At 68.2% G+C, this 22,587-nt stretch carries 25 protein-coding genes; 9 read left to right on the top strand and 16 right to left on the bottom strand.

Going from position 1 to position 22,587, the window contains the following annotated elements; genetic code table 11:
* Positions 1–9 precede the first annotated feature (9 nt).
* Both pilG and NX068_RS19845 read right to left on the bottom strand, forming a co-directional pair.
* Complete coding sequence (gene pilG, locus NX068_RS19850) at positions 10–399, bottom strand: twitching motility response regulator PilG (RefSeq protein ID WP_263462949.1); 390 nt, start codon at positions 397–399, stop codon at positions 10–12.
* A 42-nt stretch (positions 400–441) separates the two neighbouring features.
* Positions 442–594 carry a rubredoxin gene (locus NX068_RS19845; RefSeq protein WP_327084837.1) on the bottom strand — a complete coding sequence of 51 codons (153 nt, stop codon included), beginning with the start codon at positions 592–594 and terminating at the stop codon, positions 442–444.
* A 124-nt stretch (positions 595–718) separates the two neighbouring features.
* Between NX068_RS19845 and thiD the strand changes: the two genes are divergently transcribed.
* From thiD to hemL, 3 genes are all read left to right on the top strand, one after another.
* Positions 719–1,576, top strand: a complete 858-nt coding sequence (gene thiD, locus NX068_RS19840; RefSeq protein ID WP_263462946.1) for a bifunctional hydroxymethylpyrimidine kinase/phosphomethylpyrimidine kinase — start codon at positions 719–721, stop codon at positions 1,574–1,576.
* Positions 1,569–2,213, top strand: a complete 645-nt coding sequence (gene thiE / locus NX068_RS19835; RefSeq protein ID WP_263462945.1) for a thiamine phosphate synthase — start codon at positions 1,569–1,571, stop codon at positions 2,211–2,213. The genes thiD and thiE overlap by 8 nt, the downstream gene beginning before the upstream one ends.
* A 123-nt stretch (positions 2,214–2,336) precedes the next feature.
* Positions 2,337–3,620, top strand: a complete 1,284-nt coding sequence (hemL, locus tag NX068_RS19830; RefSeq protein WP_263462944.1) for a glutamate-1-semialdehyde 2,1-aminomutase — start codon at positions 2,337–2,339, stop codon at positions 3,618–3,620.
* On the opposite strand, the gene NX068_RS19825 is transcribed toward hemL, so the two are convergent.
* From NX068_RS19825 to NX068_RS19770, 12 genes are all read right to left on the bottom strand, one after another.
* Positions 3,617–4,033 carry a PAS domain S-box protein gene (locus tag NX068_RS19825; RefSeq protein WP_263462943.1) on the bottom strand — a complete coding sequence of 139 codons (417 nt, stop codon included), beginning with the start codon at positions 4,031–4,033 and terminating at the stop codon, positions 3,617–3,619. The two genes, hemL and NX068_RS19825, sit on opposite strands and share 4 nt — an antisense overlap.
* 87 nt (positions 4,034–4,120) lie before the next feature.
* Entirely contained in the window at positions 4,121–5,563 is a 1,443-nt protein-coding gene (gene mgtE / locus NX068_RS19820) for a magnesium transporter (RefSeq protein WP_263462942.1), read from the bottom strand.
* A gap of 126 nt (positions 5,564–5,689) precedes the next feature.
* The gene (gene mtgA / locus NX068_RS19815; protein WP_263462941.1) at positions 5,690–6,400 is read right to left on the bottom strand and encodes a monofunctional biosynthetic peptidoglycan transglycosylase; all 711 of its coding nucleotides are present in this window, start codon (positions 6,398–6,400) and stop codon (positions 5,690–5,692) included.
* A gap of 6 nt (positions 6,401–6,406) precedes the next feature.
* Positions 6,407–7,240, bottom strand: coding sequence for a shikimate dehydrogenase (gene aroE / locus NX068_RS19810; RefSeq protein ID WP_263462940.1), 834 nt, complete (start codon positions 7,238–7,240; stop codon positions 6,407–6,409).
* A 10-nt stretch (positions 7,241–7,250) separates the two neighbouring features.
* Positions 7,251–8,147: an energy transducer TonB gene (locus NX068_RS19805; RefSeq protein ID WP_263462939.1), complete on the bottom strand. Its 897-nt coding sequence runs from the start codon at positions 8,145–8,147 to the stop codon at positions 7,251–7,253.
* A gap of 9 nt (positions 8,148–8,156) precedes the next feature.
* Positions 8,157–10,070 (bottom strand): ribonuclease catalytic domain-containing protein, encoded by a 1,914-nt coding sequence (locus tag NX068_RS19800; RefSeq protein WP_263462938.1) that lies wholly within the window; start codon positions 10,068–10,070, stop codon positions 8,157–8,159.
* A gap of 105 nt (positions 10,071–10,175) precedes the next feature.
* Positions 10,176–11,042: an EamA family transporter RarD gene (gene rarD, locus NX068_RS19795; RefSeq protein ID WP_263462962.1), complete on the bottom strand. Its 867-nt coding sequence runs from the start codon at positions 11,040–11,042 to the stop codon at positions 10,176–10,178.
* A gap of 85 nt (positions 11,043–11,127) precedes the next feature.
* Entirely contained in the window at positions 11,128–11,997 is an 870-nt protein-coding gene (locus NX068_RS19790; RefSeq protein WP_263462937.1) for a class I SAM-dependent methyltransferase, read from the bottom strand.
* A gap of 16 nt (positions 11,998–12,013) precedes the next feature.
* On the bottom strand, positions 12,014–12,601 hold the full coding sequence (locus tag NX068_RS19785) for a YqiA/YcfP family alpha/beta fold hydrolase (RefSeq protein WP_263462936.1): 588 nt from the start codon (positions 12,599–12,601) through the stop codon (positions 12,014–12,016).
* 13 nt (positions 12,602–12,614) lie between these two features.
* Positions 12,615–13,439, bottom strand: a complete 825-nt coding sequence (locus NX068_RS19780; RefSeq protein ID WP_263462935.1) for an undecaprenyl-diphosphate phosphatase — start codon at positions 13,437–13,439, stop codon at positions 12,615–12,617.
* 69 nt (positions 13,440–13,508) lie between these two features.
* Positions 13,509–13,763, bottom strand: coding sequence for a YkgJ family cysteine cluster protein (locus NX068_RS19775; protein ID WP_263462934.1), 255 nt, complete (start codon positions 13,761–13,763; stop codon positions 13,509–13,511).
* A gap of 1 nt (position 13,764) precedes the next feature.
* Positions 13,765–14,286: a DUF2478 domain-containing protein gene (locus tag NX068_RS19770; protein WP_263462933.1), complete on the bottom strand. Its 522-nt coding sequence runs from the start codon at positions 14,284–14,286 to the stop codon at positions 13,765–13,767.
* 113 nt (positions 14,287–14,399) lie between these two features.
* Between NX068_RS19770 and hrpA the strand changes: the two genes are divergently transcribed.
* A complete protein-coding gene (gene hrpA, locus NX068_RS19765; RefSeq protein ID WP_263462932.1) occupies positions 14,400–18,668 on the top strand; it encodes an ATP-dependent RNA helicase HrpA in 4,269 nt (1,422 codons plus the stop codon).
* Between the two features lie 21 nt (positions 18,669–18,689).
* On the opposite strand, the gene NX068_RS19760 is transcribed toward hrpA, so the two are convergent.
* Positions 18,690–19,025, bottom strand: a complete 336-nt coding sequence (locus tag NX068_RS19760) for a hypothetical protein (RefSeq protein ID WP_263462931.1) — start codon at positions 19,023–19,025, stop codon at positions 18,690–18,692.
* Positions 19,026–19,247: 222 nt separating this feature from the next.
* Between NX068_RS19760 and rpsF the strand changes: the two genes are divergently transcribed.
* From rpsF to dnaB, 5 genes are all read left to right on the top strand, one after another.
* Complete coding sequence (gene rpsF, locus NX068_RS19755) at positions 19,248–19,634, top strand: 30S ribosomal protein S6 (RefSeq protein ID WP_263462930.1); 387 nt, start codon at positions 19,248–19,250, stop codon at positions 19,632–19,634.
* A gap of 1 nt (position 19,635) precedes the next feature.
* Entirely contained in the window at positions 19,636–19,950 is a 315-nt protein-coding gene (gene priB, locus NX068_RS19750; RefSeq protein WP_263462929.1) for a primosomal replication protein N, read from the top strand.
* Position 19,951: 1 nt separating this feature from the next.
* Entirely contained in the window at positions 19,952–20,227 is a 276-nt protein-coding gene (gene rpsR / locus NX068_RS19745; protein ID WP_002933051.1) for a 30S ribosomal protein S18, read from the top strand.
* Between the two features lie 15 nt (positions 20,228–20,242).
* On the top strand, positions 20,243–20,695 hold the full coding sequence (gene rplI, locus NX068_RS19740) for a 50S ribosomal protein L9 (RefSeq protein ID WP_263462928.1): 453 nt from the start codon (positions 20,243–20,245) through the stop codon (positions 20,693–20,695).
* 175 nt (positions 20,696–20,870) lie between these two features.
* Positions 20,871–22,268: a replicative DNA helicase gene (dnaB, locus tag NX068_RS19735; RefSeq protein WP_263462927.1), complete on the top strand. Its 1,398-nt coding sequence runs from the start codon at positions 20,871–20,873 to the stop codon at positions 22,266–22,268.
* 139 nt (positions 22,269–22,407) lie between these two features.
* Here the strand turns inward: dnaB and NX068_RS19730 are convergent.
* On the bottom strand, positions 22,408–22,587 hold a 180-nt coding region (locus NX068_RS19730), incomplete at its 5' end, for a hypothetical protein (protein ID WP_263462926.1).

Below are 22,587 nucleotides of genomic sequence, written 5' to 3'. Positions count from 1 at the left end.
GAAAGGGATTCAGCGCGTCGTATCGCGACGGGCGTGGGTCGAGACGGCCTTGAGCAGGCTGTCCTTGGTGAAAGGCTTGGTGAGGTATTCGTCCGAGCCCACCATGCGGCCGCGGGCGCGGTCGAACAGGCCGTCGCGGGACGACAGCATGATCACCGGGGTGGCGGTCAAGCGCGCGTTCTTCTTGATCAGCGCACAGGTCTGGTAGCCGTCCAGCCGGGGCATCATGATGTCGACGAAGATCACGTCGGGCTTGTGGTCGGTGATCTTGGCCAGGGCGTCGAAGCCGTCTTCGGCGAGCAGGACTTCGCATCCGGCCTGGCCGAGGAAGATTTCGGCGCTGCGGCGGATGGTGTTGCTGTCGTCGATGACCATGACCTTCAGTCCGGCAATGTCCATTCAAGTCATCCTTGGTTGTTCATCGTGCCGAGGGGCCGGGACTCAGATCTCGACCAGTTCGAAATCGTCCTTGCCGGCCTGGCAGTCGGGACAGGTCCAGTCGGCCGGGATGTCCTCCCAGCGGGTGCCGGGCGGGATGCCTTCGTCCGGCAGACCGGCGGCTTCGTCGTAGATGAAGCCGCAGATCCGGCACATCCAGGTCTTGTACGAGGTGTCGGGAGCAGTGTCGGCCATGGTTCGACCCAGATGGGGGCAAAGGGTAAAATCAGGCGCATCTTAACCCATTCCAAATGCCGCCTCCGTGGCGGACTTCTCACCCATGCCGATTGAAATTCCGGACTTGCCGCCGGCCGTGCTGTGCTTCGGCGCGGGAGATGCGACGGCCGGCAGTGGCCTCGCGGCCGACGTGCTGACCCTTTCGAGCATGGGCTGCCACCCCCTGCCGGTGCAGACTGCGGCGCTGCTGCGCGACACGCGCAGCGCCGACGAAATATGGCCGCAGGATGTCGAGATCGTCGTCGCGCAGGCGCGCGCGGTGCTCGAGGACATCCCGGTCGAAGGTTTCAAGCTCGGTTTCTGCGGCAGCGTCGACAATGCCCTCGCCATCGCCGAGCTGCTGTCCGACTACCCCGGCCTGCCACTGGTCGTCGAGCCGGCGCTGTATGCCGCCGGCGACCTGGGCGAGGCCGGTGACGAGATGGCTGCGGCGCTGGCCGACCTGGTGCTGCCGCAGACCACGCTGCTGGTGGTCGGCCGGCACGAACTGTGCCGCCTGGCCGGCGTGGCCGGTGGCGGCGACGACGGCGACGAACTGCCGGGGCTCGACGATGCCATCGAACGGGTGCTCGACTGCGGCACCGAGTACATCCTGCTGACCGGCGGCGGCGAGCAGGCGCCCGAGGTCGTCAATCGCCTGGTCGGGCAGGAAGGCACTTTGCGCACCGACGTCTGGCCGCGTCTCGGCGGGCGCTTCCTCGGTGCCGGCACCACGCTGGCCGCCGCCGCCGCGGCGGCGCTGGCGCACGGCATGGCCTTGCCCGAGGCGGTGCGCGAAGCGCAGGAGTTCACCCAGCAGGCGCTGCGCCATGCCTACCGGGCCGGCATGGGACGGGCGCTGCCCGACCGTTTCTTCTGGGCGCGCGGCAAGAGCGGCAACGATGGAGAGGACGATGAGTGAGAGCATGGCCTTGCGCGGCCTGTATGCGGTGACGCCCGACGAAACCGACGACGAACGGCTCGTCGCCCTGACCGCGCAGGTGCTGGCCGGCCGGCCGGCGCTGCTGCAATACCGCAACAAGCTCGCTGGAGCGGCGCAACGGCGCACGCAGGCCGCGGCGCTGCGGGAGCTGTGCCGTGCGGCGGGCGTGCCGCTGATCATCAACGACGATCTCGCGCTGGCGCTCGAAGTCGGTGCCGACGGCGTCCATCTCGGCCGCGACGACGGCGATCCCGCCGCCGCTCGGCGGGCGCTCGGCAGCGACTGCATCCTGGGCGTGACCTGCTACGCCGACCTGGCGCGCGCCCGCGCCGGTGCCGCCGCCGGCGTGGATTACGTCGCCTTCGGTGCCATGTTCCCGTCCTCCACCAAGCCTTCCGCGCCGCCCGCGCCGTTCGCGCTGCTCGGCCAGGCGAAGGCGGAGTTGGGTTTGCCGGTGGCGGCGATCGGCGGCATCACGCTGGACAACGCCGCCGAAGTGGTCGCCGCCGGCGCGGACCTGATCGCGGTGATCGGCGACGTGTTCGCGGCGCCCGATCCGGCGGTCCGCGCCGCAGCCTACCGGGTCCTGTTCCAGGGGGAAACGGGGCGGGCTTGAGTTGCGTCAACGGCAGCCGCGGTATCGAAGCAAGCCGGATCTGCCTTGATCCCGATGCTGGACCCTGCGCGGCAGCGGGGACGATAATGCCGCCTTTGGAATCCAGCCGAGGACGAAGACCCCATGGCCAGCCGTAACGAAACCCTCTTCCAGCGTGCCCAGCAGACCATTCCCGGCGGCGTCAATTCGCCGGTCCGTGCTTTCCGTTCGGTCGGCGGCACGCCGCGCTTCCTCGAACGGGCGGAGGGCGCACGGGTGTGGGATGCCGACGGCAAGGCCTACATCGACTACGTCGGCTCCTGGGGGCCGGCGATCGCCGGCCACGCCCACCCGGCGATCGTCGAGGCGGTGCGCGAGGCGGCGCTGAAAGGCCTGTCCTTCGGCGCTCCGACCGAAGCCGAGATCGAGATGGCCGAGCTGATCTGCGCGCTGCTGCCGTCGGTCGACATGGTGCGCCTGGTCAGCTCCGGCACCGAGGCGACGATGAGCGCGATCCGCCTTGCCCGCGGCTTCACCGGCCGTGACGCCATCATCAAGTTCGAAGGCTGCTACCACGGCCACGCCGACAGCCTGCTGGTGAAGGCCGGCTCCGGCCTGCTGACCTTCGGCAACCCGTCCTCGGGCGGCGTGCCGGCCGATTTCGCCAAGCACACCATCGTTCTCGACTTCAACGACCTGCAGCAGGTCGAAGAGGTGTTCAAGGCCCGCGGCGACGAGATCGCCGCGATCATCGTCGAGCCGGTCGCCGGCAACATGAACCTGATCAAGCCCCGCCCCGGCTTCCTCGAAGGCCTGCGCAGCCTGTGCACGCAGTACGGCGCGGTGCTGATCTTCGACGAGGTCATGACCGGCTTCCGCGTCGGCCCGCAGGGTGTGCAAGGCCTGTACGGCATCACGCCGGACCTGACCACGCTGGGCAAGGTCATCGGCGGCGGCATGCCGGTGGGCGCTTTCGGCGGCCGCCGCGACATCATGGAAAAGATCGCGCCGCTCGGCGCCGTGTATCAGGCCGGCACGCTGTCGGGCAGCCCGGTGGCGGTGGCGGCGGGCCTGGTGTCGCTGAAGCTGACGCGCGAGCCGGGTTTCTACGAGGGTCTGACGGCCAGCGCGAAGCGGCTGGTCGATGGCTTGAGCGCTGCGGCGCGGGCGGCTGGCGTGACGTTCAGCGCCGATTCCGTCGGCGGCATGTTCGGCCTGTATTTCGCCGACAAGGTGCCGGCCTCGTTCGCCGAAGTGATGACGGCGGACAAGGATCGCTTCAGCTGCTTCTTCCACGCCATGCTGGACGCCGGCCACTATTTCGCGCCGTCGGCCTTCGAGGCGGGCTTCGTCTCGGCCGCGCACGGCGAGGCCGAGATCGACGCGACGGTGACGACGGCGCGCGAGGTGTTCGCGGCGCTGGCTTAGGACGCCGCGCGCCGGGCGAGTTCCAGTTCACGGCGGACGGTGCCGTCGCGGGCCACCGCCACCGAGCCGAGCACGCCGGTGGCCGGGTCGGCGACGACGGCGAAACTCATTTCCACATAGATCGTTTGACCTGCCTGGTTCTGCGCGCGGGTCAGCATCGCGCGGCGGCCGAGGCGGGTGGTGCCGGTCGCCAGCGCGCGGTCGTAGCCGGACCAGTGCGCCGCACGCAGCCGTTCCGGGATGATCAGGTCCAGGCTCTGGCCGATGGCAGTGGCGGCCGGAAAGCCGAACAGCGCCTCGGCGGCGCTGTTCCAGACACGGATGATGCCGTTGCGGTCGGCATAGATCAGGGCGTCCGCCATCTGCCCGGTGATCAGGCGGTGGAGGCCGGCAGGATTCGGGTCGTCGTTCATGGTGGGTCGAGCTCCTGTTTGCTGCGGGCGGCACATGCCCCGCAGGGGTGCCTTCGATGAGGCGGCTGCCCTGGCGGGCATGGCCGCTCAGAGCAGGAACAGCGTCGCCAGGCCGAGGAAGATGAAGAAGCCGCCCGAATCGGTGAGCGCGGTGATCATCACCGAGCCGCCGATCGCGGGGTCGGCGCCGAGGCGCTGGCGCAGCATCGGAATGATCACGCCGGCGCTGGCGGCCAGCAAGAGATTCAGCGTCGTCGCGCCGGTCATCACCAGGCCCAGCGAGGCGCTGTCGTACAGCCACCATGCCAGCCCGCCCAGCAGCCCGCCCCAGACCACGCCGTTGATCAGCGCCACGCCGAGCTCCTTGCGCAGCAGGCGCTGCATCGCGGATTGCTCGACCTGGCCCATCGCGATCGCGCGCACGATCATTGTCGTCGTCTGGTTGCCCGAATTGCCGCCGATGCCGGCGACGATCGGCATCAGCGTCGCCAATGCCACCAGCTTCTCGATCGAGTCCTCGAACAGGCCGATCACGCGCGAAGCAACGAAGGCCGTGACCAGGTTGATCGCCAGCCAGGCCCAGCGGTTCTTCACCGAATCCCACACCGAGGCGAAGATGTCCTCTTCCTCGCGCAGGCCGGCGTTGCTCAGAATTTCGGCTTCCGATTCCTCGCGGATGTAGTCGACCACGTCGGCCACGGTCAGGCGGCCGATCACGCGCTTGTCGCCATCGACGACCGGTGCGGACACCAGGTCGTAGCGCTCGAAGGCCTGCGCGGCGTCGTCGGCCTCGTCCTCGGGGGTGAAGCTGATCACCGTTTCCGAGCGCATCACTTCGGCGACTTCCCGCTCGGGGTCGCTGATCAGCAGGGTTTCGAGGGTCAGGATGCCCTTCAGATGGTCTTCGCGGTCGACGACGAAGAGCTTGTCGGTGTGGTCGGGCAGGTCGTCGAAGCGGCGCAGGTAGCGCAGCACGACTTCGAGGGTGACGTCCTCGCGCACCGTCACCATGTCGAAGTCCATCAGCGCGCCGACCGAGTCCTCGGGATAGGACATCGCGGTGCGCAGCTGCTCGCGGCCTTCGGTGTCGAGCGACTGGAAGACGTCCTGGATGACTTCGGGCGGCAGGTCGGGCGCGAGGTCGGCGAGCTCGTCGGCGTCGAGCGATTCGGCGGCGGCCTTCAGCTCTTCCGGCGCCATCGTCTCGATCAGCGATTCGCGCACCGCGTCCGAGACTTCGAGCAGGATCTCGCCGTCGCGCTCGGCCTTGACCAGGTCCCAGACGTAGAGGCGCTCCTCCAGCGGCAGCGACTCGAGGATGTAGCCGATGTCGGCGTTGTGCAGTTCGTCCAGCTTGGCCCGCAGCCCCGCTTCGTGCTGCTTGTGCACCAGCGTCTCGACCAGTTCGTGGCGCGGCATGTCCTGGCGGTGGACGAGGTCCTCGACGACTTTCTGGCGTGCGAGCAACTCCTGCACTTCGCGCAGGTGCTGCTGGACGTCGTCGGGATGGAGTTCCTCTTCCTGCGTCATGGGGGCTGCCGGCTTGGGGGGACGGAACCCTGGATTCTACGGGCTTGATGTGACGCTTGCGACCCTTGTACACCGTTGCATGGAAAATTTGCTGCATCGCAACGAATGGCGCCGAGGGAATGCCGTTCAGGGGACCTGCGAGGCCTGCATGCGGCGCTGGATGCGGTTGGCGTGGGCGGCCAGGCGGGGGCCGTAGTTGCGCTCGTAGTGGCGGGGGTTGGGCAGCATCACGGCCAGTCGCGCGGCCTGCGACGGTCCCAGATTGGCCGCCGAGGTGCCGTAATAGCGCTGCGCGGCCGCTTCGGCGCCGAAGATGCCGTTGCCCCATTCGACCACGTTCAGGTAGACCTCGAGGATGCGGCGCTTGTCCCAGGTGGTCTCGATCATCACCGTCAGCACGGCTTCCTGGCCCTTGCGCAGCCAGCTCTTCGATGGCGACAAGAACAGGTTCTTGGCGAGCTGCTGGCTGATCGTCGAACCGCCGGCAGCAAGGCGGCCGCGCTGCTCGTTCTTTTCCAGCGCGCGCTGGATGCCTGTCCAGTCGAAGCCGCCATGATCCAGGAAGCGGTCGTCCTCGGCAGCGACCACGGCGCGCTTCAGGTGGATGGAAATATTTTCGTAATCGACCCACTGGTGGCGCAGCGTGGCCTTGGGATCGGCTTCGCGCAGTTCGGTCAGCCGCATGCGCATGAAGCTGGTGCTGCCCGGATCGAAGCGGCTCCACCAGATGACCTGGGTCAGCAGCACGAGTTGCCAGAACAGCAGCAGGAGAAGCAGAACCAGCAGGCCGCGGCCCAGCAGGCCGAACCAGCGCGTCCCGGCCATGGGCAAGGACATGCAGCCTCAGCCGGCGCCGATCTGCCGGCGCAGATCGGCCAGCACCGCGCCGCCATCAGGCTGAACGCCGCGCCACAGCGCGAAGCTCTCGGCGGCCTGTTCGACCAGCATGCCCAGGCCGTCGGCCACCCGTGCAGCGCCGTCGGCGAGGGCTGTGGCCATGAACGGCGTATCGTCGCGGCCGTACATCATGTCGTAGGCGAGTGCGCCGTCGGCGTACAGGCCGGGCGGCAGCGGCGGCACCTCGTCGGACAGGCTGGAGGCGGTGGCATTGATGACGATGTCGAATTGCTGGCCGGCGAGGGCGTCGAAACTGCTGGCCGACAGGCGGACGTCGCCTGCCTCCGGCATGAACAGTTCGACCAGCTCTTCGGCCTTGCTGACCGTGCGGTTGGCGATCGTCAGCACCGCAGGGCCTTCGCCCAGCAGCGGCAGCATCACGCCGCGCACTGCGCCGCCGGCGCCCAGCAGCAGCACGCGCCGGCCAGCGATTTCCCGGCCCAGGTTGATCTTGAGATCGCGCACCAGGCCGGCGCCGTCGGTGTTGTCGCCGAGAATGCCGTCCGCGCCGAAGGCCAGGGTATTGACCGCGCCGGCGGCCTGCGCGCGCGGGGTGTGGCGGTCGGCGAGGGCGAAGGCCTCGAGCTTGAACGGCACGGTGACGTTCATGCCCAGCCCGCCGCCGGTGCGAAAGGTCCGGACCGTGGCAGCGAAGCCGTCCAGCGGGGCGAGGATGGCCTCGTAGCTCATGTCCTGCCCGGTCTGGCGGGCGAAGGCAGTATGGATCTGGGGCGATTTGCTGTGGGCGATCGGGTGTCCGGTGACGGCGTAACGGTCCATGGCGGAAGTCTCAGTTGGCGCGAACCTGGTTGGTATTGGTGAAGGTCCAGGTGCGGGTGATTTCGATGATGTCCGTGTCCCTACGGATGTCCGGCGGGAAGGGGGCATAGGGTGCGGCCAATTGAACGATGCGCACGGCGGCCTCGTCCAGTAGTTTGTGCCCGGAGCTGCGGTTGACGACGACTTCCTCGACGCTGCCGTCGGCCTTGATCGACACCCTCAGCAACAGGCTGCCGTAGAGGCGCCCGCGCGCGGCCTCCGGGTAGTTCAGCGTGCCGACGCGCTCGACCTTCAGGCGCCAGTCCTCGACATACTGGGCGAAGCGGTACTCCCTGGCCTTGGCGCCGATGCTGGTCCTGCGCGGGCGCTTGGCGATCTCGTCCAGCTTGCGGTCGATCTCCGCTTCGAGGCGGGCGATGGCGGCGGCGCTGTCGAGCAGATCCAGGCCGCGGGGCTGCGGAGCGGGGGTGGGAGTGGGCTGTTCGACCTTGGCCGGTGCGGCAGCGACCTTGGCGGGGGATTTCTCGCGGGTGACGACCTGCTTCTGCTCGCGCACCGGTTCCTGCGTGCGCTGCTTGGCTTCGACCAGGGCGTCGCCTTCGCGCTGCGTCGGCTGGGGCGGTAGCGGCGAGGTGGGGCGGGCTTCCTGTTCAGAGGTGCCGCCGGCATCGACGTTGGCCTGCGCCAGCACGTCGGCTTTTTCCGGCGCCTGGGCATGGCGGGTGTTGACCAGCACCACGGCCAGCCCAGGATCCCGGGTCGCCGGCTTGGCGTCCGGCATGCGGAACTGCAGGCTCAGCAGCAGGGCGTGCACCGCCAGTGAAACGGCGAACGCCCCAGCCAGCAGGCGATTGCCCTTGCGCAGGGCGGCCGCCGTTGGTGTGTGAGCGCTGAGGGCCTGTGCCATCGCCGGGGCTCAGAGCGGGCCGAAGGCGTCCGCGGTCTGGTTTTCGTCCTGCTGCTCGGGCTCGGCCAGCGTGCGCAGGAAGCGCGCGTCGACATCGACGTCGAGCAGATCGGTGCCTTCCACCATCAGCCGGACCTGGCTGCCCGGAATCTGCAGCGGCATCGACGGCACCCGGAACACCAGCGGAATCTCGTTCAGGCGCACGACGTTCTCGCGCAGCACCGTGGCATCGACTTCGCCGCGGCCGTGCTGGCGCAGCCAGCGCAGGCACCAGTAGCGCTCCATGCCGCGCTGGAATTCGGCGTATTCGGCATAGGTCAGCTCGAAGTCGCGCAGTGCCGCCATCAGGTCGGCCGACTTCGGCGCGAAGGCCGGCTCGGTGTCCTGCAGCACGGCAATGATCTGCCACTGGTTGACCAGGTCGACGTAGCGCCGCAGCGGCGAACTGGACCAAGCGTAGCATTCCACGCCCAGCCCTTCGTGCGGTGCGGCGACGGTGGTCATGCGCACCTTGCCGCCGCCCTGGGCGCGATACAGGCCGGGCACGCCGGCTTCGTCGAGCAGGCGGCCCCAGGTGACGTTGGCATGGATCATCAGTTCGGCGACCAGCTTGTCCATCGGCGAGCCGCGCTGGCGGCGGCCGATGCTGACGAAGCCGGGGCCGTCGGCGGTGGGCTGGTTCCAGTCGACGCTGAAGCCGAAGTCGATGCGGTCCTCGTTGCCGCCGGCCTTGCCGCGGCCGGCTTCGAGCACCGTCGCCAGATCCCACAGCAGCGTCAGCTCGCGCTTCCACGGGAAATCCGGGCCGTCGCCATGCACGGTGTCGTCGTTGAACAGCGGCTCGATGTCGTGGTGGCGCAGGTTGGCGACGATCGGCACCATCTCGACCCGGCTTTCCTCGCCGACGATCGCCAGGCCGGGGGTGATGTCGAGGTACAGCGACACTGCCGGGCAGTCGCGGCCTTCGCTCAGCGTGAAGCTCTGCACCACTTCGTCGGGCAGCATGGTGATCTTGCCGCCGGGCATGTAGACGGTCGACAGCCGGCGGCGGGCGATGGCGTCGAGCCCGGTGCCGCGGTTGAAGCCCAGCGCCGGCGCGGCGATGTGGATGCCGATGCGCCAGCCGCCTTCGGCGCGCGGCACGACCGAGAAGGCGTCGTCGATCTCGGTGGTCGAGGCGTCGTCGATCGAGAACGCGGCGACGTCGGCGCGCGGCAGTCCGGCCGGCAGCATCGCCGGGGCGAAGGCGGGGAAATCGGCGCCTTCGGGGAAATGCTCGAACAGGAAGCGGTTGTAGTGGAAGTCGTAGCTCGAGCCCAGCGCGCCGCACTTGAGCAGCAGGCGCGCGGCCGACAGGCCGGTGTCGACGCAAGCGGCTTCGAGCGCCTTGATCTCGTTGCGGTTGCGGTCGGGGCGGTACAGCGCCTGCGGCAGCAGCGCGGCCAGCTCGGGCGGCAGCCGGCCCTCGACCAGTTCGGCGCGCATGTGCTCGATCAGCGCAGCCTGCTGGCGCTTCTTCTCCAGGCCGGCGAGCGCCGCCTGCAGGATGTCGGCCGGCGCCTTGCGGAAGCGCCCCTTGCCCTTGCGGTGGAACCAGATCGGCGCCGAATGCAGGCGCAGCAGGAGGGTGGCGGCTTCGACCGCGCTGGGCGGGTGGCCCTGGTATTCGGCGGCGAAGTCGGCGAAGGTGAACTCGTCGTCGCCGCACACTTCCCACAGGAACTCGATGTCGAGCTCCTCGGCGCCGGCTTCGGCGCGGCTCAGCAGGTCGGCGGGCCCGGGTTCGCGGAATTCGAGCAGCACGTTGGCACGCTTGAGCTTCACCCGCTTGCCGTGGGTGTTCTCGACCTGCAGCGTGGCTTGGTTGTCGGCGAGGATCGTGCCGGCCTTGAAGGCCCCGTCCTCTTCATACAGCACGAACATCGGCATCCGCCTGAAAAAAGCAAGCTGCGTAGTTTACTGGATTCGGGCGGCTTGCCCCAAAGCCGTGTCGACCGCCGTGCGGCGCGGCGGTTGCACGGGCGGAGGTCAGCGCGGCCGGCGCGCGGCGCGCACCATGTCCACCGAATAGATCGCGAGCGCGATCCAGATCAGCAGGAAGCCGATCAACTGGCCGGAGTCGAAAGGCTCGCGGAAGATCCTGATTGCGATGATGAAGCCGAGGCTGGGGGCGAGGTATTGCATGAAGCCGATGGTGGCCAGCGGCAGGCGGCGGGCGCCGGCGGTGAACAGCATCAGCGGCAGTGCGGTGATGATGCCGCTCAAGGGCAGCAGCCAGTCGGCGGTGGCGCCGGTGCCGAAGCCGAGCGTACCGCCGGCATGCATCCAGGCCAGCCCGGCGAGCGCCAGCGGCGCGACCAGCAATGTTTCGATGAACAGCCCGCTGACGGCTTCGATCGGCGCGCGTTTGCGCAGCAGGCCGTACAGGCCGAAGGTGCCGGCCAGATAGAGCGAGATCCACGGCAGGCTGCCGAGCTGCCATACCCGCCAGGCTACGCCGGCGATCGCGATCGCCACCGCGATGCGCTGCAGCGGGCGCAGGCGCTCGCCGAGGATGGCGGCGCCGAAGGCGATGCTGACCAGCGGATTGATGAAGTAGCCGAGCGTGGCCTCGAGCAGGCGGCCGGCGTCGATCGCCCAGATGAACACCAGCCAGTTGCTGCCGGTGAGCAGCGCGGTCAACGCGAGCAGGCCGAGCAGGCGCGGCTGGCGGCAGACTTCGCGGACGCGCGCGAAGCCGCCGGTGAAGGGCAGGAAGGCGAGCAGGCCGGCAAGGAAGACCAGCGACCACAGGATGCGGTGGGCGACGATCTCGAAAGGCGGGATGCTGCCGACGGCCCTGAAGTAAAGCGGCGACAGCCCCCAGATGGAGAATGCGGTCAGTGCGGCCAGCATGCCGCGGCGCCGTTCGGCCTGCTCGATGGCGGGAGATTTCATGGGTGCCGGAAGAGGGAAGAAGGGCCGGGTGCTTGTGAGGGAGTCAGGCCGGACGTCGCGCGATGGCGACCAGCGTGCGAGCTGGCACGGTGAAGCCGCCGTGGCCGTCGCTGTGGCTGGCGAGGTCGTCGGCGACGGCGGTGCGCAGCGCCTGCCGGGTGGCTTCGGACAGGCGGCCGATGGCCTCGGCCGCGCCGCCGGCGAGATCGAGGAAAGCTTGCCAGTAGGCGTCGGCGCTGCCGAAGTGGCAGCTGAACTCGCAGGGGCGGATCCCGATGTCGACGAAGCCGGCCTGGGCGAGCAGATCCTGCAGCACCTGGGCTTCGCCGAAGCGGAACACCGAGGGCCGGGCGACCTTGGGCGGCGGCAGCAGGCGGGCGATGCAGTCCTGGGCGCGGTGGATCAGCGGCACGCTCTCGCGCGGCCCCCACACCGACAGCGCGACGCGTCCGCCGGGGACGAGCACCCGGTGCATCTCCGCCAGCGCGCGTTCCGGATGGGGAAAGACGAACAGCGCGAGGCCGGCCAGCACACGGTCGACGCTGGTGTCGGCGAGGCAGAGGTGTTCGGCATCGGCGGCGGCGAAGCAGGGCGCGTCGACATGCCCGCCGCAGCGGCGGGCGCCTTCGGCGAGCATCGCTTCGGCGATGTCGGTGGCGAGCACGCTGCCGCCCGGCGCGACTCGTAGCGCGGCATCGCGCGCCAGCAGGCCGGGGCCGCTGGCGAGGTCGAGCACGCGCAGGCCGGGTTCGAGCGCGGCGGCGTCGAGCAGTGCTGTGGCCAGCTCGACGCGCAGGTGGGCGCCGTCGGCATAACGCGCGGCGATGCGGTTGAAACCGGCGCGCTCCATCGCCTTGAAGCGGCGGGGGTCGAAACCGGCCGGGGACGAAGGGGGTTCGGAAGGCGAGGACATGTCCTGCGAGACTGTATCAGCGCTGGGGGTTGCCGAGACCGGCGAAATCGATGATGGCGTCGAGGTAGTCGTTCCAGCGCGAAAAACCGTGGTCGCCGCCTTCGAGCACGGTCTGGCGGGCGCCGGCGTACTTCTCGACCGCGTGGCGGTAGTCGAGCACTTCGTCGCCGGTTTCGGCGAGCAGCCAGTAGCGCTCGGGCCGGGTGATGGTGGGTACTTCGAGCGCGCGCAGTTCGTCGATGTGGCCGTGGGTGAATTCGAAGCTTTCGCCGGTGTAGAGGTTGTCCTGGGTGCCGACGTAGGCCTCCAGCGACAGCGGCGCGACCACCGCCGGATTGACCAGCACCGCGCGCAGGCCGTGGCGTTCGGCGAGCCAGGTGGCGTAGTAGCCGCCGAGCGAGCTGCCGGCCACGGTCGGCGCCCCGCCCGCCGCCCGGGCCCGCGCGCTGGCGTTTTCGGCCAGCGCGATCGCCGCGCGCGGCGACACCGGCAACTGCTCGCACCAGAAGTACTCGCCGAGTCCGCATTCGGTCATGCGCGCCTTCAGCGCCCGGGCCTTGATCGAGGCCGGCGCCGAGCGGAAGCCGTGCAGGTAGACGATCATCACGCTGTCCTCGTCAGGCTTCCGACCATTCCACCCAGCCGAAATACCAGGTTGCCAGCACGAACAGGCCGAAGGCGATGCGGTACCAGGCGAAGGCGACAAAAGTGTGGTTGGAGATGAACTTGATGAAGCTCTTCACCGCCCACATGCCGGCGACGAAGGAGGCGACGAAGCCGACCGCGAACACCGGCAGGTCTTCCAGCCGCAGCAGGTCCCAGTTCTTGTACAGGTCGTAGGCGGTGGCGGCGAACATCGTCGGGATGGCGAGGAAGAAGGAGAATTCCGCCGCCGTCTTGCGCGACAGGCCGAAGATCACGCCGCCCATGATGGTCGCGCCCGAGCGCGAAGTGCCGGGGATCATCGCCAGCGCCTGGGCGAAGCCGACCTTGAGGGCGTCGCCCCAGCCCATCTCGTCCACGTCGTTGATGCGCGGATGGTAGGCGCGCTTTTCCACGTACAGGATGATCAGGCCGCCGACCACCAGCGCGGTGGCGACCGTGATCGGGTTGAACAGCAGGCCCTTGATCGTGGAATGGAACATCAGGCCGAGGATCGCGGCCGGCAGGAAGGCGATGAACAGCATGCCGACGAAGCGCTGCGCGGCCGGCTGCGTGGGCAGGCCGACGGCGACCTTGATCAGGCGCTCGCGGTAGTCCCAGCACACGGCGAGGATCGCGGCCAGCTGGATGACGATCTTGAACACCTTGCTGGTGTCGTCGTTGTAGCCGAGCAGGTCGCCGACGATGATCAGGTGGCCGGTGGACGACACCGGCAGGAATTCGGTGAGGCCTTCGACGATGCCGAGGATGAGTGCGACGAGGAGGAGAGGGAGATCCATGCGGCTGCGGGAGGGGCTGGGGAGGAAGCGCGCGATTATACCGCCGGGAATGTTGCAGTGCGGCCAGGCTCACGGCGATGTCATTGCTTCGAGGCGGTCGAGAAAGCGCAGTGCATGCGCCCGGTCGTTGCCGCACATCTCGAGCGATGGTGGCAGGCTGCCGCACACCGCGGGCCGGCGCGGGTCGCCGAACAGACGGCAGCGGTCGCCTTCGTCCAACTGGATGCAGCGCATGCCGGCGGGCTTGCCGCCTTCCATGCCGGGAATCGGCGAACTGATCGATGGCGCGATGCAGCAGGCAGCGCAGCCGGCGCGGCACTGCACCTCAGGCTCCGGCCCGCACGGCGTCCCACCACGCCAGGATGTCGTCGAGTGCAGGCTTCAAGCGGGTGTATTCGCCGCCGGTGAAAGCCGCCCATTCGTCGAGGAAGCGCTCTCCCACCGCGGTCAGCAGGGGCACGCCGGCGAGCATCGATTGACCGATCTCGTCGCGCAGGCCGGCGCCCGACGCTTCCTGCGCAGCGAACTTGTTGATGACGACGAGCTGGACGCCGCGGCCGAGCGCGCCGTGCACCGCGACCGCGGCGCGTGCCAGCGCATCGGGATCGAGGCGGCAGGAGGCCGAATTGCTGCTGTCCGGCTCCAGCGTCAGCGGGATGCGCTCGCCGGTCTCGAGGTTCTCGAGCGCCATGCCACAGGACGCGGCACGGGCGTCGGCGATGTCGTGCTGCAGCACGCCGCCCAGCTTCACGCCGCGCGAGGCGAGGCTGCGGGCCGCTTCGGCGAGCAGCAGCTCGATGTTGTCGGTGGGGGCATAGACGACGGCGGCGAGCGGGCGGGCGGTCATGGTCGGGCGTGGAAGCTGGAAGCGAACGGAAGCCCCGCCATTGTCGCACCGCCGTGCCCGCAGGGGGCGATGCGGGGGATAATGCGCGGCCTGATGAAAACGACCGTCCATCCATGAGGGCTGAACACCGGGGCGCATACCGCCCGTCCGAAGCACGCAAGCCCGACGAGGCTTTCGGCGACTGCCTCAGCGCCGACCGCCCGCGCCTGCGGCGGCTGAGCCGTGAACTGGCACGCCGCCCGGGCGCGGAGCCGAAGGCGCAGGAGCGGCATGCCCGCCTGCAGGCCGATCTGGAAGCCCTGCTGGAGCGTTCGCGCGCCGCCTTCGCGACCCGCCGTGCAGCCCTGCCGGTGCCGGACTTCCCGCCCGAACTGCCGGTGTCGGCGCGGCGCGACGAGATCGCGGAGGTCATGGCCGAACACCAGGTCATCATCGTCTGCGGCGAAACCGGCTCGGGCAAGACCACCCAGTTGCCCAAGATCGCGATGACGCTGGGGCGCGGCGTGGCCGGCCTGATCGGCCACACCCAGCCGCGCCGGCTGGCGGCGCGTGCCACCGCGAGCCGAATCGCGCAGGAGTTGAACAGCCCGCTGGGCCAGGCGGTGGGCTACAAGATCCGCTTCACCGACAGGACCGGCGAGCGCAGCCACATCAAGCTGATGACCGACGGCATCCTGCTCGCCGAGACGCAGACCGATCCGCTGCTTGCTGCCTACGACACGCTGATCATCGACGAGGCGCACGAGCGCAGCCTGAACATCGACTTCCTGCTCGGCTATCTGAAGACGCTGCTGCCGCGCCGGCCCGACCTGAAGCTGATCGTGACTTCGGCGACGCTGGACGCGGAGCGCTTCGCCAGGCATTTCGCCGATGCCGCGGGCCGGCCGGCGCCAGTGATCGAGGTCTCCGGCCGGCTGTATCCGATCGAGCTGCGCTACCGGCCGGTGGAGAGCGACGGGGCCGATGCCGCCACGGCGGCGCGCCCGGCTGCGGCGAGGGGGGAGCGTGGCGAGCGGCGCCGGGACGATGGCGGCAGGGGCCGCGACCGCGATCTGCTGGATGCGCTGGTCGATGCGGTCGACGAGGCGCAGCGCTGCGGGCCGGGCGACGTACTGGTCTTCCTGCCCGGCGAGCGCGAGATCAGGGAAGCTGCCGAGGCCTTGCGCAAGGCGCACCACCTGCCCGGCACCGAGATCCTGCCGCTGTTCGCGCGCCAGTCGGCGCAGGAGCAGGCGCGGGTGTTCTCGCCGTCCAACGGGCGCCGGGTGGTGTTGTCGACCAACGTTGCTGAGACTTCGCTGACCGTGCCCGGCATCCGCTACGTGGTCGATACCGGCCTGGCGCGGGTCAAGCGCTATTCGCCGCGCAACAAGGTCGAGCAGCTGCAGGTCGAGAAGATCGCCCAGTCGGCGGCGCAGCAGCGTGCCGGCCGCTGCGGCCGGGTCATGGACGGCATCTGCATCCGCCTCTACGACGAGGACGATTTCAAGCGCCGCCCGGCGCACACCGATCCCGAGATCCTACGCTCCTCGCTGGCCGGTGTGATCCTGCGCATGAAGGCGCTGAAGCTCGGCGCGGTGGAGGATTTCCCCTTCATCGACGCGCCCGGCTCGCGCCTGATCGGCGACGGCTACGCGCTGCTCGCCGAACTCGGCGCGGTCACCGACGACGATGAACGCAGGCTGACGCCGAGCGGCATCGAACTGGCGAAGCTGCCGCTCGATCCGCGCATCGGCCGCATGATCCTGGCTGCACGCGACCGCGGCGCGCTGGCCGAAATGCTGGTGATCGCCGCCGCGCTGTCGGTGCAGGACCCGCGCGAGCGTCCGCAGGACAGCCCCGGCGCGGCCGACCAGGCCCACGCCCGCTTCCGCGGCGGCGAGCAGGACCAGAAGTCCGAGTTCCTGTGGTACTGGCAGCTGTGGAAGGCCTGGGACGAAGTGCAGCGCCACGAGTCGTCCAGCAAGCAGAAAGCCTGGTGCAAGAAGAATTTCCTGAATTACATGCGGATGCGCGAGTGGCGCGACGTGTTCGCCCAATTGCACACGCTGTGCGCCGAGCACGGCTGGAAGGAGAACGACCAGCCGGCCAATTACGAAGCCATCCACAAGGCGCTGCTCGCCGGCCTGCTCGGCAACGTCGGCTGCCGGATTGAGGATGCTTCGGGGCAGCAGGCCGGCGCCTATCTCGGTGCGCGCGGCATCAAGTTCTGGCCGCATCCCGGCTCGGCGCTGGCGAAGAAGGCCGGCAAGTGGATCATGGCGGCGGAGCAGGTCGAGACTTCGCGCCTGTTCGGCCGCTGCATCGCCCGCATCGAGCCGGAATGGGTCGAGGAGATCGGTGCCCACTTGCTGCGGCGGCAGGTGTTCGAGCCGCACTGGTCGAAAACCTCCGGCGCGGTGCGAGCCTGGGAGCGCGGCACGCTGTACGGCCTGACGATCTATCCGCGCCGCGGCGTCGCCTACCGCGACATCGACCCGGCGCTGTGCCGCGAACTCTTCATCCGCGAAGGCCTGGTGCAGGGCGAGATCGCCGACGGCGCCGCACGCAACATGGCTTTCCTGGCCCACAACCGGCGCCTGGTGGCGGAGATCGAGCGCCTGGAACACAAGTCGCGCCGCCCCGACGTGCTGGTGGACGAGGCGCTGATCGAAGCCTTCTACGACAGCAAGCTGCCGGAGGACGTCTGCGACGTCGCCGGCTTCGAAGCCTGGCGCAGGAAGGCGGAGAAGGCCGAACCCAAGCTGCTGCACCTATCGCGCGAGCAGTTGATGCGGCACGAGGCCGAGGGCGTCACCACCGACCGCTTCCCGGCGGCGATGGAGGTGCTCGGCCAGAAGCTCAAGCTGGCCTATCTGCACCAGCCGGGCGAGGCCGACGACGGCGTGACACTGACGGTGCCGCTGGCGATGCTGAACCAGATTCCCGCCAACCGCTGCGAATGGCTGGTGCCCGGCCTGCTGGAAGAAAAGGTGGCAGCGCTGATGAAGACCGTGCCGCAGAAGCATCGCCACCGCCTGCAGCCGGTGGCCGACAGTGCGGCGGCCTTCATGGCGGCCTGCGAGGCGGGCGAGTTCGATACCGACGAGCCCTTGCTGAAGATGCTGCAACGTTTCGTCGAGGAGCGCGTGCAGTTGAAGCTGCCGCTGGAGAGCTTCCGGCCGGAGAACCTGAAGCCGCACTGCTTCATGAACTTCCGCATCGTCGACGAGCATGGCCGGGTGATGGGGCAGTTGCGCAACCTGATGGAGCTGCGTGCGCGCTTCCGCGACCAGGTGGCGGCGCGCTTCTCTGCGGCGAAGATCGGCGGCGCGATGGCGGAAGCCCTGTCCGGAGCGGGCGTGGCAGGGGGCGGAAAAGCTGCACAGCATGCTGTGGCAGGCCGGGCGGGGAGCGAGGCGCGAACGGCTGCGGCGTCGGGTGCGTCAGCGAAGGATCGGGCGGGCAAGACGGAGGAGCAGGGGCGCGCCAAGCAGGGGCGTGCCGGGCTGGAGGGCGCTGCGGCGGTGGCCGAAACCCCGGCGCCAACCCTCTCCGGCTTCACCGCCTGGTCTTTCGGTGATCTGCCCGAATTGCTGGAGGTGCGCGTCGCCGGGCGGGAAGTGATCGGTTTCCCCGCTCTGCACGACGACGGCGACAGCGTGTCGCTGCGCCCCTACGACACCCCGGAGGAAGCTGCGCGCGTGCATCGGCGCGGCCTGGCGCGGCTGTTCGCGCTCAACCTGAAGGACCAGGTGAAGGCGGTCGAGCGCCTGCCCGGGCTGCGCGAGCTGGCTTTGCAATACATGAATTTCGGCACCGAGGCTGAGCTGAAGGCGCGCCTGGTCGAAGCGACGCTGGCCCGCTGCTGCCTGCTCGAACCCTTGCCGGTCAGTGCCGATGGCTTCGCGCGGCGCTGCGCCGAGGCCAAGCCGCGTGTCAGCCTGGTCGCGCAGGAATTCATGCGCCTGACCGGGCAGTTGCTGGCCGAGCATGCGGCCCTGCAGAAGCGCCTGGCAGGTTTGAAGACCTTCCCCGACGTGGTCGCCGACATCCAGGCGCAACTGGCGGCGCTGCTGCCGAAGGATTTCCTGCTGGTGTTTCCGTGGGAGCGGCTGGCGCACTTCCCGCGCTATCTGAAAGGCGCTTCGGCGCGGCTGGACAAACTCCGCAACAATCCGGCGCGCGACGCGCAGTCGATGGCCGAGTGGAAAGGCCTGGCACAGGCCTGGGAGCGGGAGCGCCAGGCGCGCCGCCGTGCCGGTGTGGAAGATCCGGCGCTGGAGGAGTTCCGCTGGCTGCTCGAAGAACTGCGCGTGGGCTTGTACGCACAGGAGCTGCGCACGCCGATGCCGGTATCGGTCAAGCGCCTGCAGAAGATCTGGGACAGCCGGCCGCGCTGAACGAGGGCGGCCGGTGTGCCGTCAGCGCAACGGGATGACGATCGGCGGAACGTCGAAGCCGATCACCACCGCGGGCGCACGGCCGTAAGCGTAGCCGTAGCTGCGTTCGCGGTAGGGCGGCGCGTAGTGATGGTGGTGGTGCACCTCGCGCTCGCGGTAATGGCGCGGGCGTTCGCGGATGATGACCTTCTCGCGATACACGGTGCGCTTGTCCCAGCCGCGATGCTGCGCGTGGTGATGCTTCTTCTGGTGCCAGCCGCGATCGTGGCCGCCTGCCATCGCCGGTGCCGCGGCGGCGAGGACGCCGCCACAGATCAGGGCGGCAAGGATCCTGCGAGTGAAGGGAGTGGGATTCATGGTCTGCCTCGTCTGTGCCCTTGAGTGAATGATGTCGTTCGATGGCCCGGATGCTAGACGAGGCGGCGATTCGTGCGCTGCGGCAGAGTGTAAGCAGTCTTGCGAGGAAGAAATGGCATCCGGGCTTTGATTTTTCAGACGTTCTTGTTAGACTGCCGGGCTTTCCTTGCTCCACCGGACCGCATGCCGGGGAGCTGCAACAACCAACCGCAAGGAGTTTGCATGCGACATTATGAAATCGTCTTCATCGTCCACCCGGACCAGTCCGAGCAGGTGCCGGCGATGGTCGAGCGCTACAAGACGCTCGTGACCGGCCGCAACGGCCAGATCCACCGCCTGGAAGACTGGGGCCGCCGCCAGATGGCATACCCGATCCAGAAGGTGCACAAGGCCCACTACGTGCTGATGAACATCGAGTGCGACGGCGAAGCGCTGGCCGAACTCGAGCACGCCTTCAAGTTCAACGATGCTGTGCTGCGCCACCTCATCATCAAGATGAAGAAGGCCGTCACCACGCCTTCGCCGATGATGAAGGAAGAAAAGTCGCGCTCGCTGACCACTTCGACCGAAGAAGCCAAGCCGGCCGACAGCGAAGCGGCTGCCGCCTGAGTTGCCTGATCCCGGGTTGAACGAACTGCGCCTCGACGCGCGTCTGGCAGAGTTGCTGCCCTTGCGTCGAACCCCTGCAGGTGTGCCGGTTGCAAGCTGTGTGCTGGCACACGAATCGAAGCAGATCGAGGCGGGCCTGGCCCGCGAGGTTTCGGTCGAGATGCAGGCGGTGGCGGTCGGCGATCTCGCCGGCGTGCTGGCAGCGGCGAAACCCGGGGCGGTGGTGCGGATCAGCGGCTTCCTCGCGGCGAGGAGCCTGCGCAGTCGAAGCCCGGTGCTGCACCTGAATACAATCGAATTTCTGGAAGGAAACTGAAATGGCTTTCAAGCCCAAGTCCAAGTTCAAGAAGAAGGATGATCGCGGCGGCCGTGGTCTGTTCAAGCGTCGCAAGTTCTGCCGCTTCACCGCCGAGAAGATCGAAGAAGTCGACTACAAGGATGTGGACATCCTGAAGGACTTCATCACCGAAAACGCCAAGATCATGCCGGCGCGCATCACCGGCACCAAGGCGGGTTACCAGCGCCAGCTGTCGGTCGCCGTCAAGCGCGCCCGCTTCCTGGCCCTGATGCCTTACACCGACCTGCACCAGTAAGAGAGGAGCGAACACATGCAGATCATTCTTCTCGAAAAGGTCGTCAACCTCGGTGCCCTGGGTGACGTGGTCAAGGTCAAGGACGGCTACGCCCGCAACTACCTGATTCCGCAAGGCAAGGCCAAGCGTGCCACCGAAGCCAACATGGCCGAGTTCGAAGCCCGCCGCGCCGAGCTCGAGCGCGTCCAGGCCGAAAGGCTGGCCGCCGCCCAGGAACTGGCCGGCAAGCTGGAAGGCGTGTCGGTCCAGGTCACCCGCAAGGCCGGCATGGACGGCCGCCTGTTCGGTTCGGTCGGCAACGCCGACGTCGCCGAAGCGCTGGGCACCCAGGGTTTCGAAATCGATCGCGCCTCCATCCGCATGCCGGAAGGCCCGCTGAAGCAAGTCGGTGAAGTCCAGCTCGAAGTCGGCCTGCACGCCGATGTCGTGGCCACCATCACCGTTGCAGTGGTCGGCGATCAGCAGTAATTCCTGCGAGCTTTCGTACGCAGATGAAAAGGGCTGCCTTCCGAGGCGGCCCTTTTTGCTTCCTGGTGCAGTGTTTGTGCCCGGTGCTGCTACGGCGCCGGGTTCCAATGTGGACGCAGCATCGTATGCCCCTTCTAACTAGAATGCGGGATGCTGCTCCCCAAGGGTGTTCGTGATGAGTTCTTCGTCTTCCGGTTTCCCTGATTACCTGCCCGATCCCCAGATCGCGCATATCAAGCTTCCACCCCATTCGCTCGAGGCGGAACAGTCGCTGATCGGCGGCATCCTGCTCGACAACCAGGCCTGGGAGCGCGTCGCCGACCTGGCGAACGAGGCGGATTTCTACCGGGACGACCACCGCCGGATCTATCGGCACATCACCAGGCTGGTCGATCAGGGCAGGCCGGCCGACGTCGTCACGGTTTACGAGTCGCTGGAAAAGAGCGGCGAGGCGGAGCAGGCGGGCGGTCTGGCCTATCTCGCGGAAATTGCCAACAATACGCCGTCGGCAGCGAACATCCGGCGCTATGCCGAGATCGTCCGTGAGCGGGCGATCCTGCGCAAGCTGGTGGCGGTGGGGGACGAGATCGCGGCGAGCGCGCTGAGTCCGTCGGGCAAGGATGCCAAGGCCCTGCTCGACGAGGCCGAGGCGAAAGTGTTCGAGATCGCCGAAGCTGGTGCGCGTCATGCCAGCGGTTTCGTCTCGATCCAGCCCATCCTCAAGCAGGTCGTCGATCGGGTGCAGGAGCTTTACGACCGCGACAACCCGTCCGAAGTCACCGGCGTGCCGACCGGGCTGGTGGACCTGGACGAGAAGACATCCGGCCTGCAGCCCTCGGACATGATCATCGTCGCCGGTCGCCCGGCGATGGGCAAGACCACGTTTGCACTGAATCTCGCCGAGCACATCGCCATCGAGCAGCGTCTGCCGGTGGCGATCTTCTCGATGGAAATGCCGGGCACGCAACTGGCGACCCGCTTCATTTCCTCGGTCGGCCGTATCGACATGCAGAAGATCCGCAGCGGCCGGCTCACCGACGACGACTGGCAGCGGCTGACGATGGCGATGGGCAAGCTCTACGACGCGCCGCTCTACATCGACGAGACGCCCGGCCTCAATCCGATCGACCTGCGTGCGCGGGTGCGCCGGCTGGCGCGCCAGTGCGGCCGGCTCGGCCTGGTGGTGATCGACTACCTGCAACTGATGAGCGGCACCCGGGAAGGCGACAACCGCGCCTCCGAGCTGTCGGAAATCTCGCGCTCGGTGAAATCGCTGGCGAAGGAACTGCACGTACCGATCATCGCGCTGTCGCAGCTCAACCGCAGTCTGGAGCAGCGGCCCAACAAGCGCCCGGTGATGTCGGACCTGCGCGAATCGGGCGCCATCGAGCAGGACGCGGACATCATCATGTTCATCTACCGGGACGAGGTCTATAACCCGGATTCGCCGGACAAGGGTACGGCCGAGCTGATCATCGGCAAGCACCGTAACGGTCCGACGGGCACGGTCCGGCTGACCTTCATCGGCGAGAACACCCGTTTCGAGAACTACGCGGGCGGGCAGGGTTTCTGATGCCGGTCAGGGCTTGGTGTGCGTAGGGGCGGTTTCAGCCTGGGCGCGGAGCCGCGACGGCAGTCGGTACAGATCAGGCTGGGCGGGGCCCATCGGCCGCGAGCTTCAGAGATGCTGGGTTTCACCTGAGGCGCAATCGTTACGGTGCGGCCTGTGCGGCCCGCTCCATCCTGCTCCGGTGACGGCCCGTCCGCTCGTCCGTGTTCTGGCTGATGATCTGATCAATATTTCTATTGTGAGTAGTTGTTGACGGTTTTGTGTTGGTGTCTATAATGCCGATCTTTCTCGCGGCGCCCGGGTTTGATTTTGGGTGATGCGG

The sequence above is a fragment of the Thauera carbonicopians genome, assembly GCF_025699485.1.
Taxonomy (GTDB): Bacteria; Pseudomonadota; Gammaproteobacteria; order Burkholderiales; family Rhodocyclaceae; genus Thauera.
Note: the sequence above shows the minus strand (reverse complement) of the source record. Positions and strands in the feature narration are given on the sequence as shown.

Coding starts and splice junctions, on each gene's coding strand:
- pilG (WP_263462949.1), bottom strand. CDS start 399: ATGGACATTGCCGGACTGAAGGTCATGGTCATCGACGACAGCAACACC.
- NX068_RS19845 (WP_327084837.1), bottom strand. CDS start 594: ATGTGCCGGATCTGCGGCTTCATCTACGACGAAGCCGCCGGTCTGCCG.
- thiD (WP_263462946.1), top strand. CDS start 719: ATGCCGATTGAAATTCCGGACTTGCCGCCGGCCGTGCTGTGCTTCGGC.
- thiE (WP_263462945.1), top strand. CDS start 1,569: ATGAGTGAGAGCATGGCCTTGCGCGGCCTGTATGCGGTGACGCCCGAC.
- hemL (WP_263462944.1), top strand. CDS start 2,337: ATGGCCAGCCGTAACGAAACCCTCTTCCAGCGTGCCCAGCAGACCATT.
- NX068_RS19825 (WP_263462943.1), bottom strand. CDS start 4,033: ATGAACGACGACCCGAATCCTGCCGGCCTCCACCGCCTGATCACCGGG.
- mgtE (WP_263462942.1), bottom strand. CDS start 5,563: ATGACGCAGGAAGAGGAACTCCATCCCGACGACGTCCAGCAGCACCTG.
- mtgA (WP_263462941.1), bottom strand. CDS start 6,400: ATGTCCTTGCCCATGGCCGGGACGCGCTGGTTCGGCCTGCTGGGCCGC.
- aroE (WP_263462940.1), bottom strand. CDS start 7,240: ATGGACCGTTACGCCGTCACCGGACACCCGATCGCCCACAGCAAATCG.
- NX068_RS19805 (WP_263462939.1), bottom strand. CDS start 8,147: ATGGCACAGGCCCTCAGCGCTCACACACCAACGGCGGCCGCCCTGCGC.
- NX068_RS19800 (WP_263462938.1), bottom strand. CDS start 10,070: ATGTTCGTGCTGTATGAAGAGGACGGGGCCTTCAAGGCCGGCACGATC.
- rarD (WP_263462962.1), bottom strand. CDS start 11,042: ATGCTGGCCGCACTGACCGCATTCTCCATCTGGGGGCTGTCGCCGCTT.
- NX068_RS19790 (WP_263462937.1), bottom strand. CDS start 11,997: ATGTCCTCGCCTTCCGAACCCCCTTCGTCCCCGGCCGGTTTCGACCCC.
- NX068_RS19785 (WP_263462936.1), bottom strand. CDS start 12,601: ATGATCGTCTACCTGCACGGCTTCCGCTCGGCGCCGGCCTCGATCAAG.
- NX068_RS19780 (WP_263462935.1), bottom strand. CDS start 13,439: ATGGATCTCCCTCTCCTCCTCGTCGCACTCATCCTCGGCATCGTCGAA.
- NX068_RS19770 (WP_263462933.1), bottom strand. CDS start 14,286: ATGACCGCCCGCCCGCTCGCCGCCGTCGTCTATGCCCCCACCGACAAC.
- hrpA (WP_263462932.1), top strand. CDS start 14,400: ATGAGGGCTGAACACCGGGGCGCATACCGCCCGTCCGAAGCACGCAAG.
- NX068_RS19760 (WP_263462931.1), bottom strand. CDS start 19,025: ATGAATCCCACTCCCTTCACTCGCAGGATCCTTGCCGCCCTGATCTGT.
- rpsF (WP_263462930.1), top strand. CDS start 19,248: ATGCGACATTATGAAATCGTCTTCATCGTCCACCCGGACCAGTCCGAG.
- rpsR (WP_002933051.1), top strand. CDS start 19,952: ATGGCTTTCAAGCCCAAGTCCAAGTTCAAGAAGAAGGATGATCGCGGC.
- rplI (WP_263462928.1), top strand. CDS start 20,243: ATGCAGATCATTCTTCTCGAAAAGGTCGTCAACCTCGGTGCCCTGGGT.
- dnaB (WP_263462927.1), top strand. CDS start 20,871: ATGAGTTCTTCGTCTTCCGGTTTCCCTGATTACCTGCCCGATCCCCAG.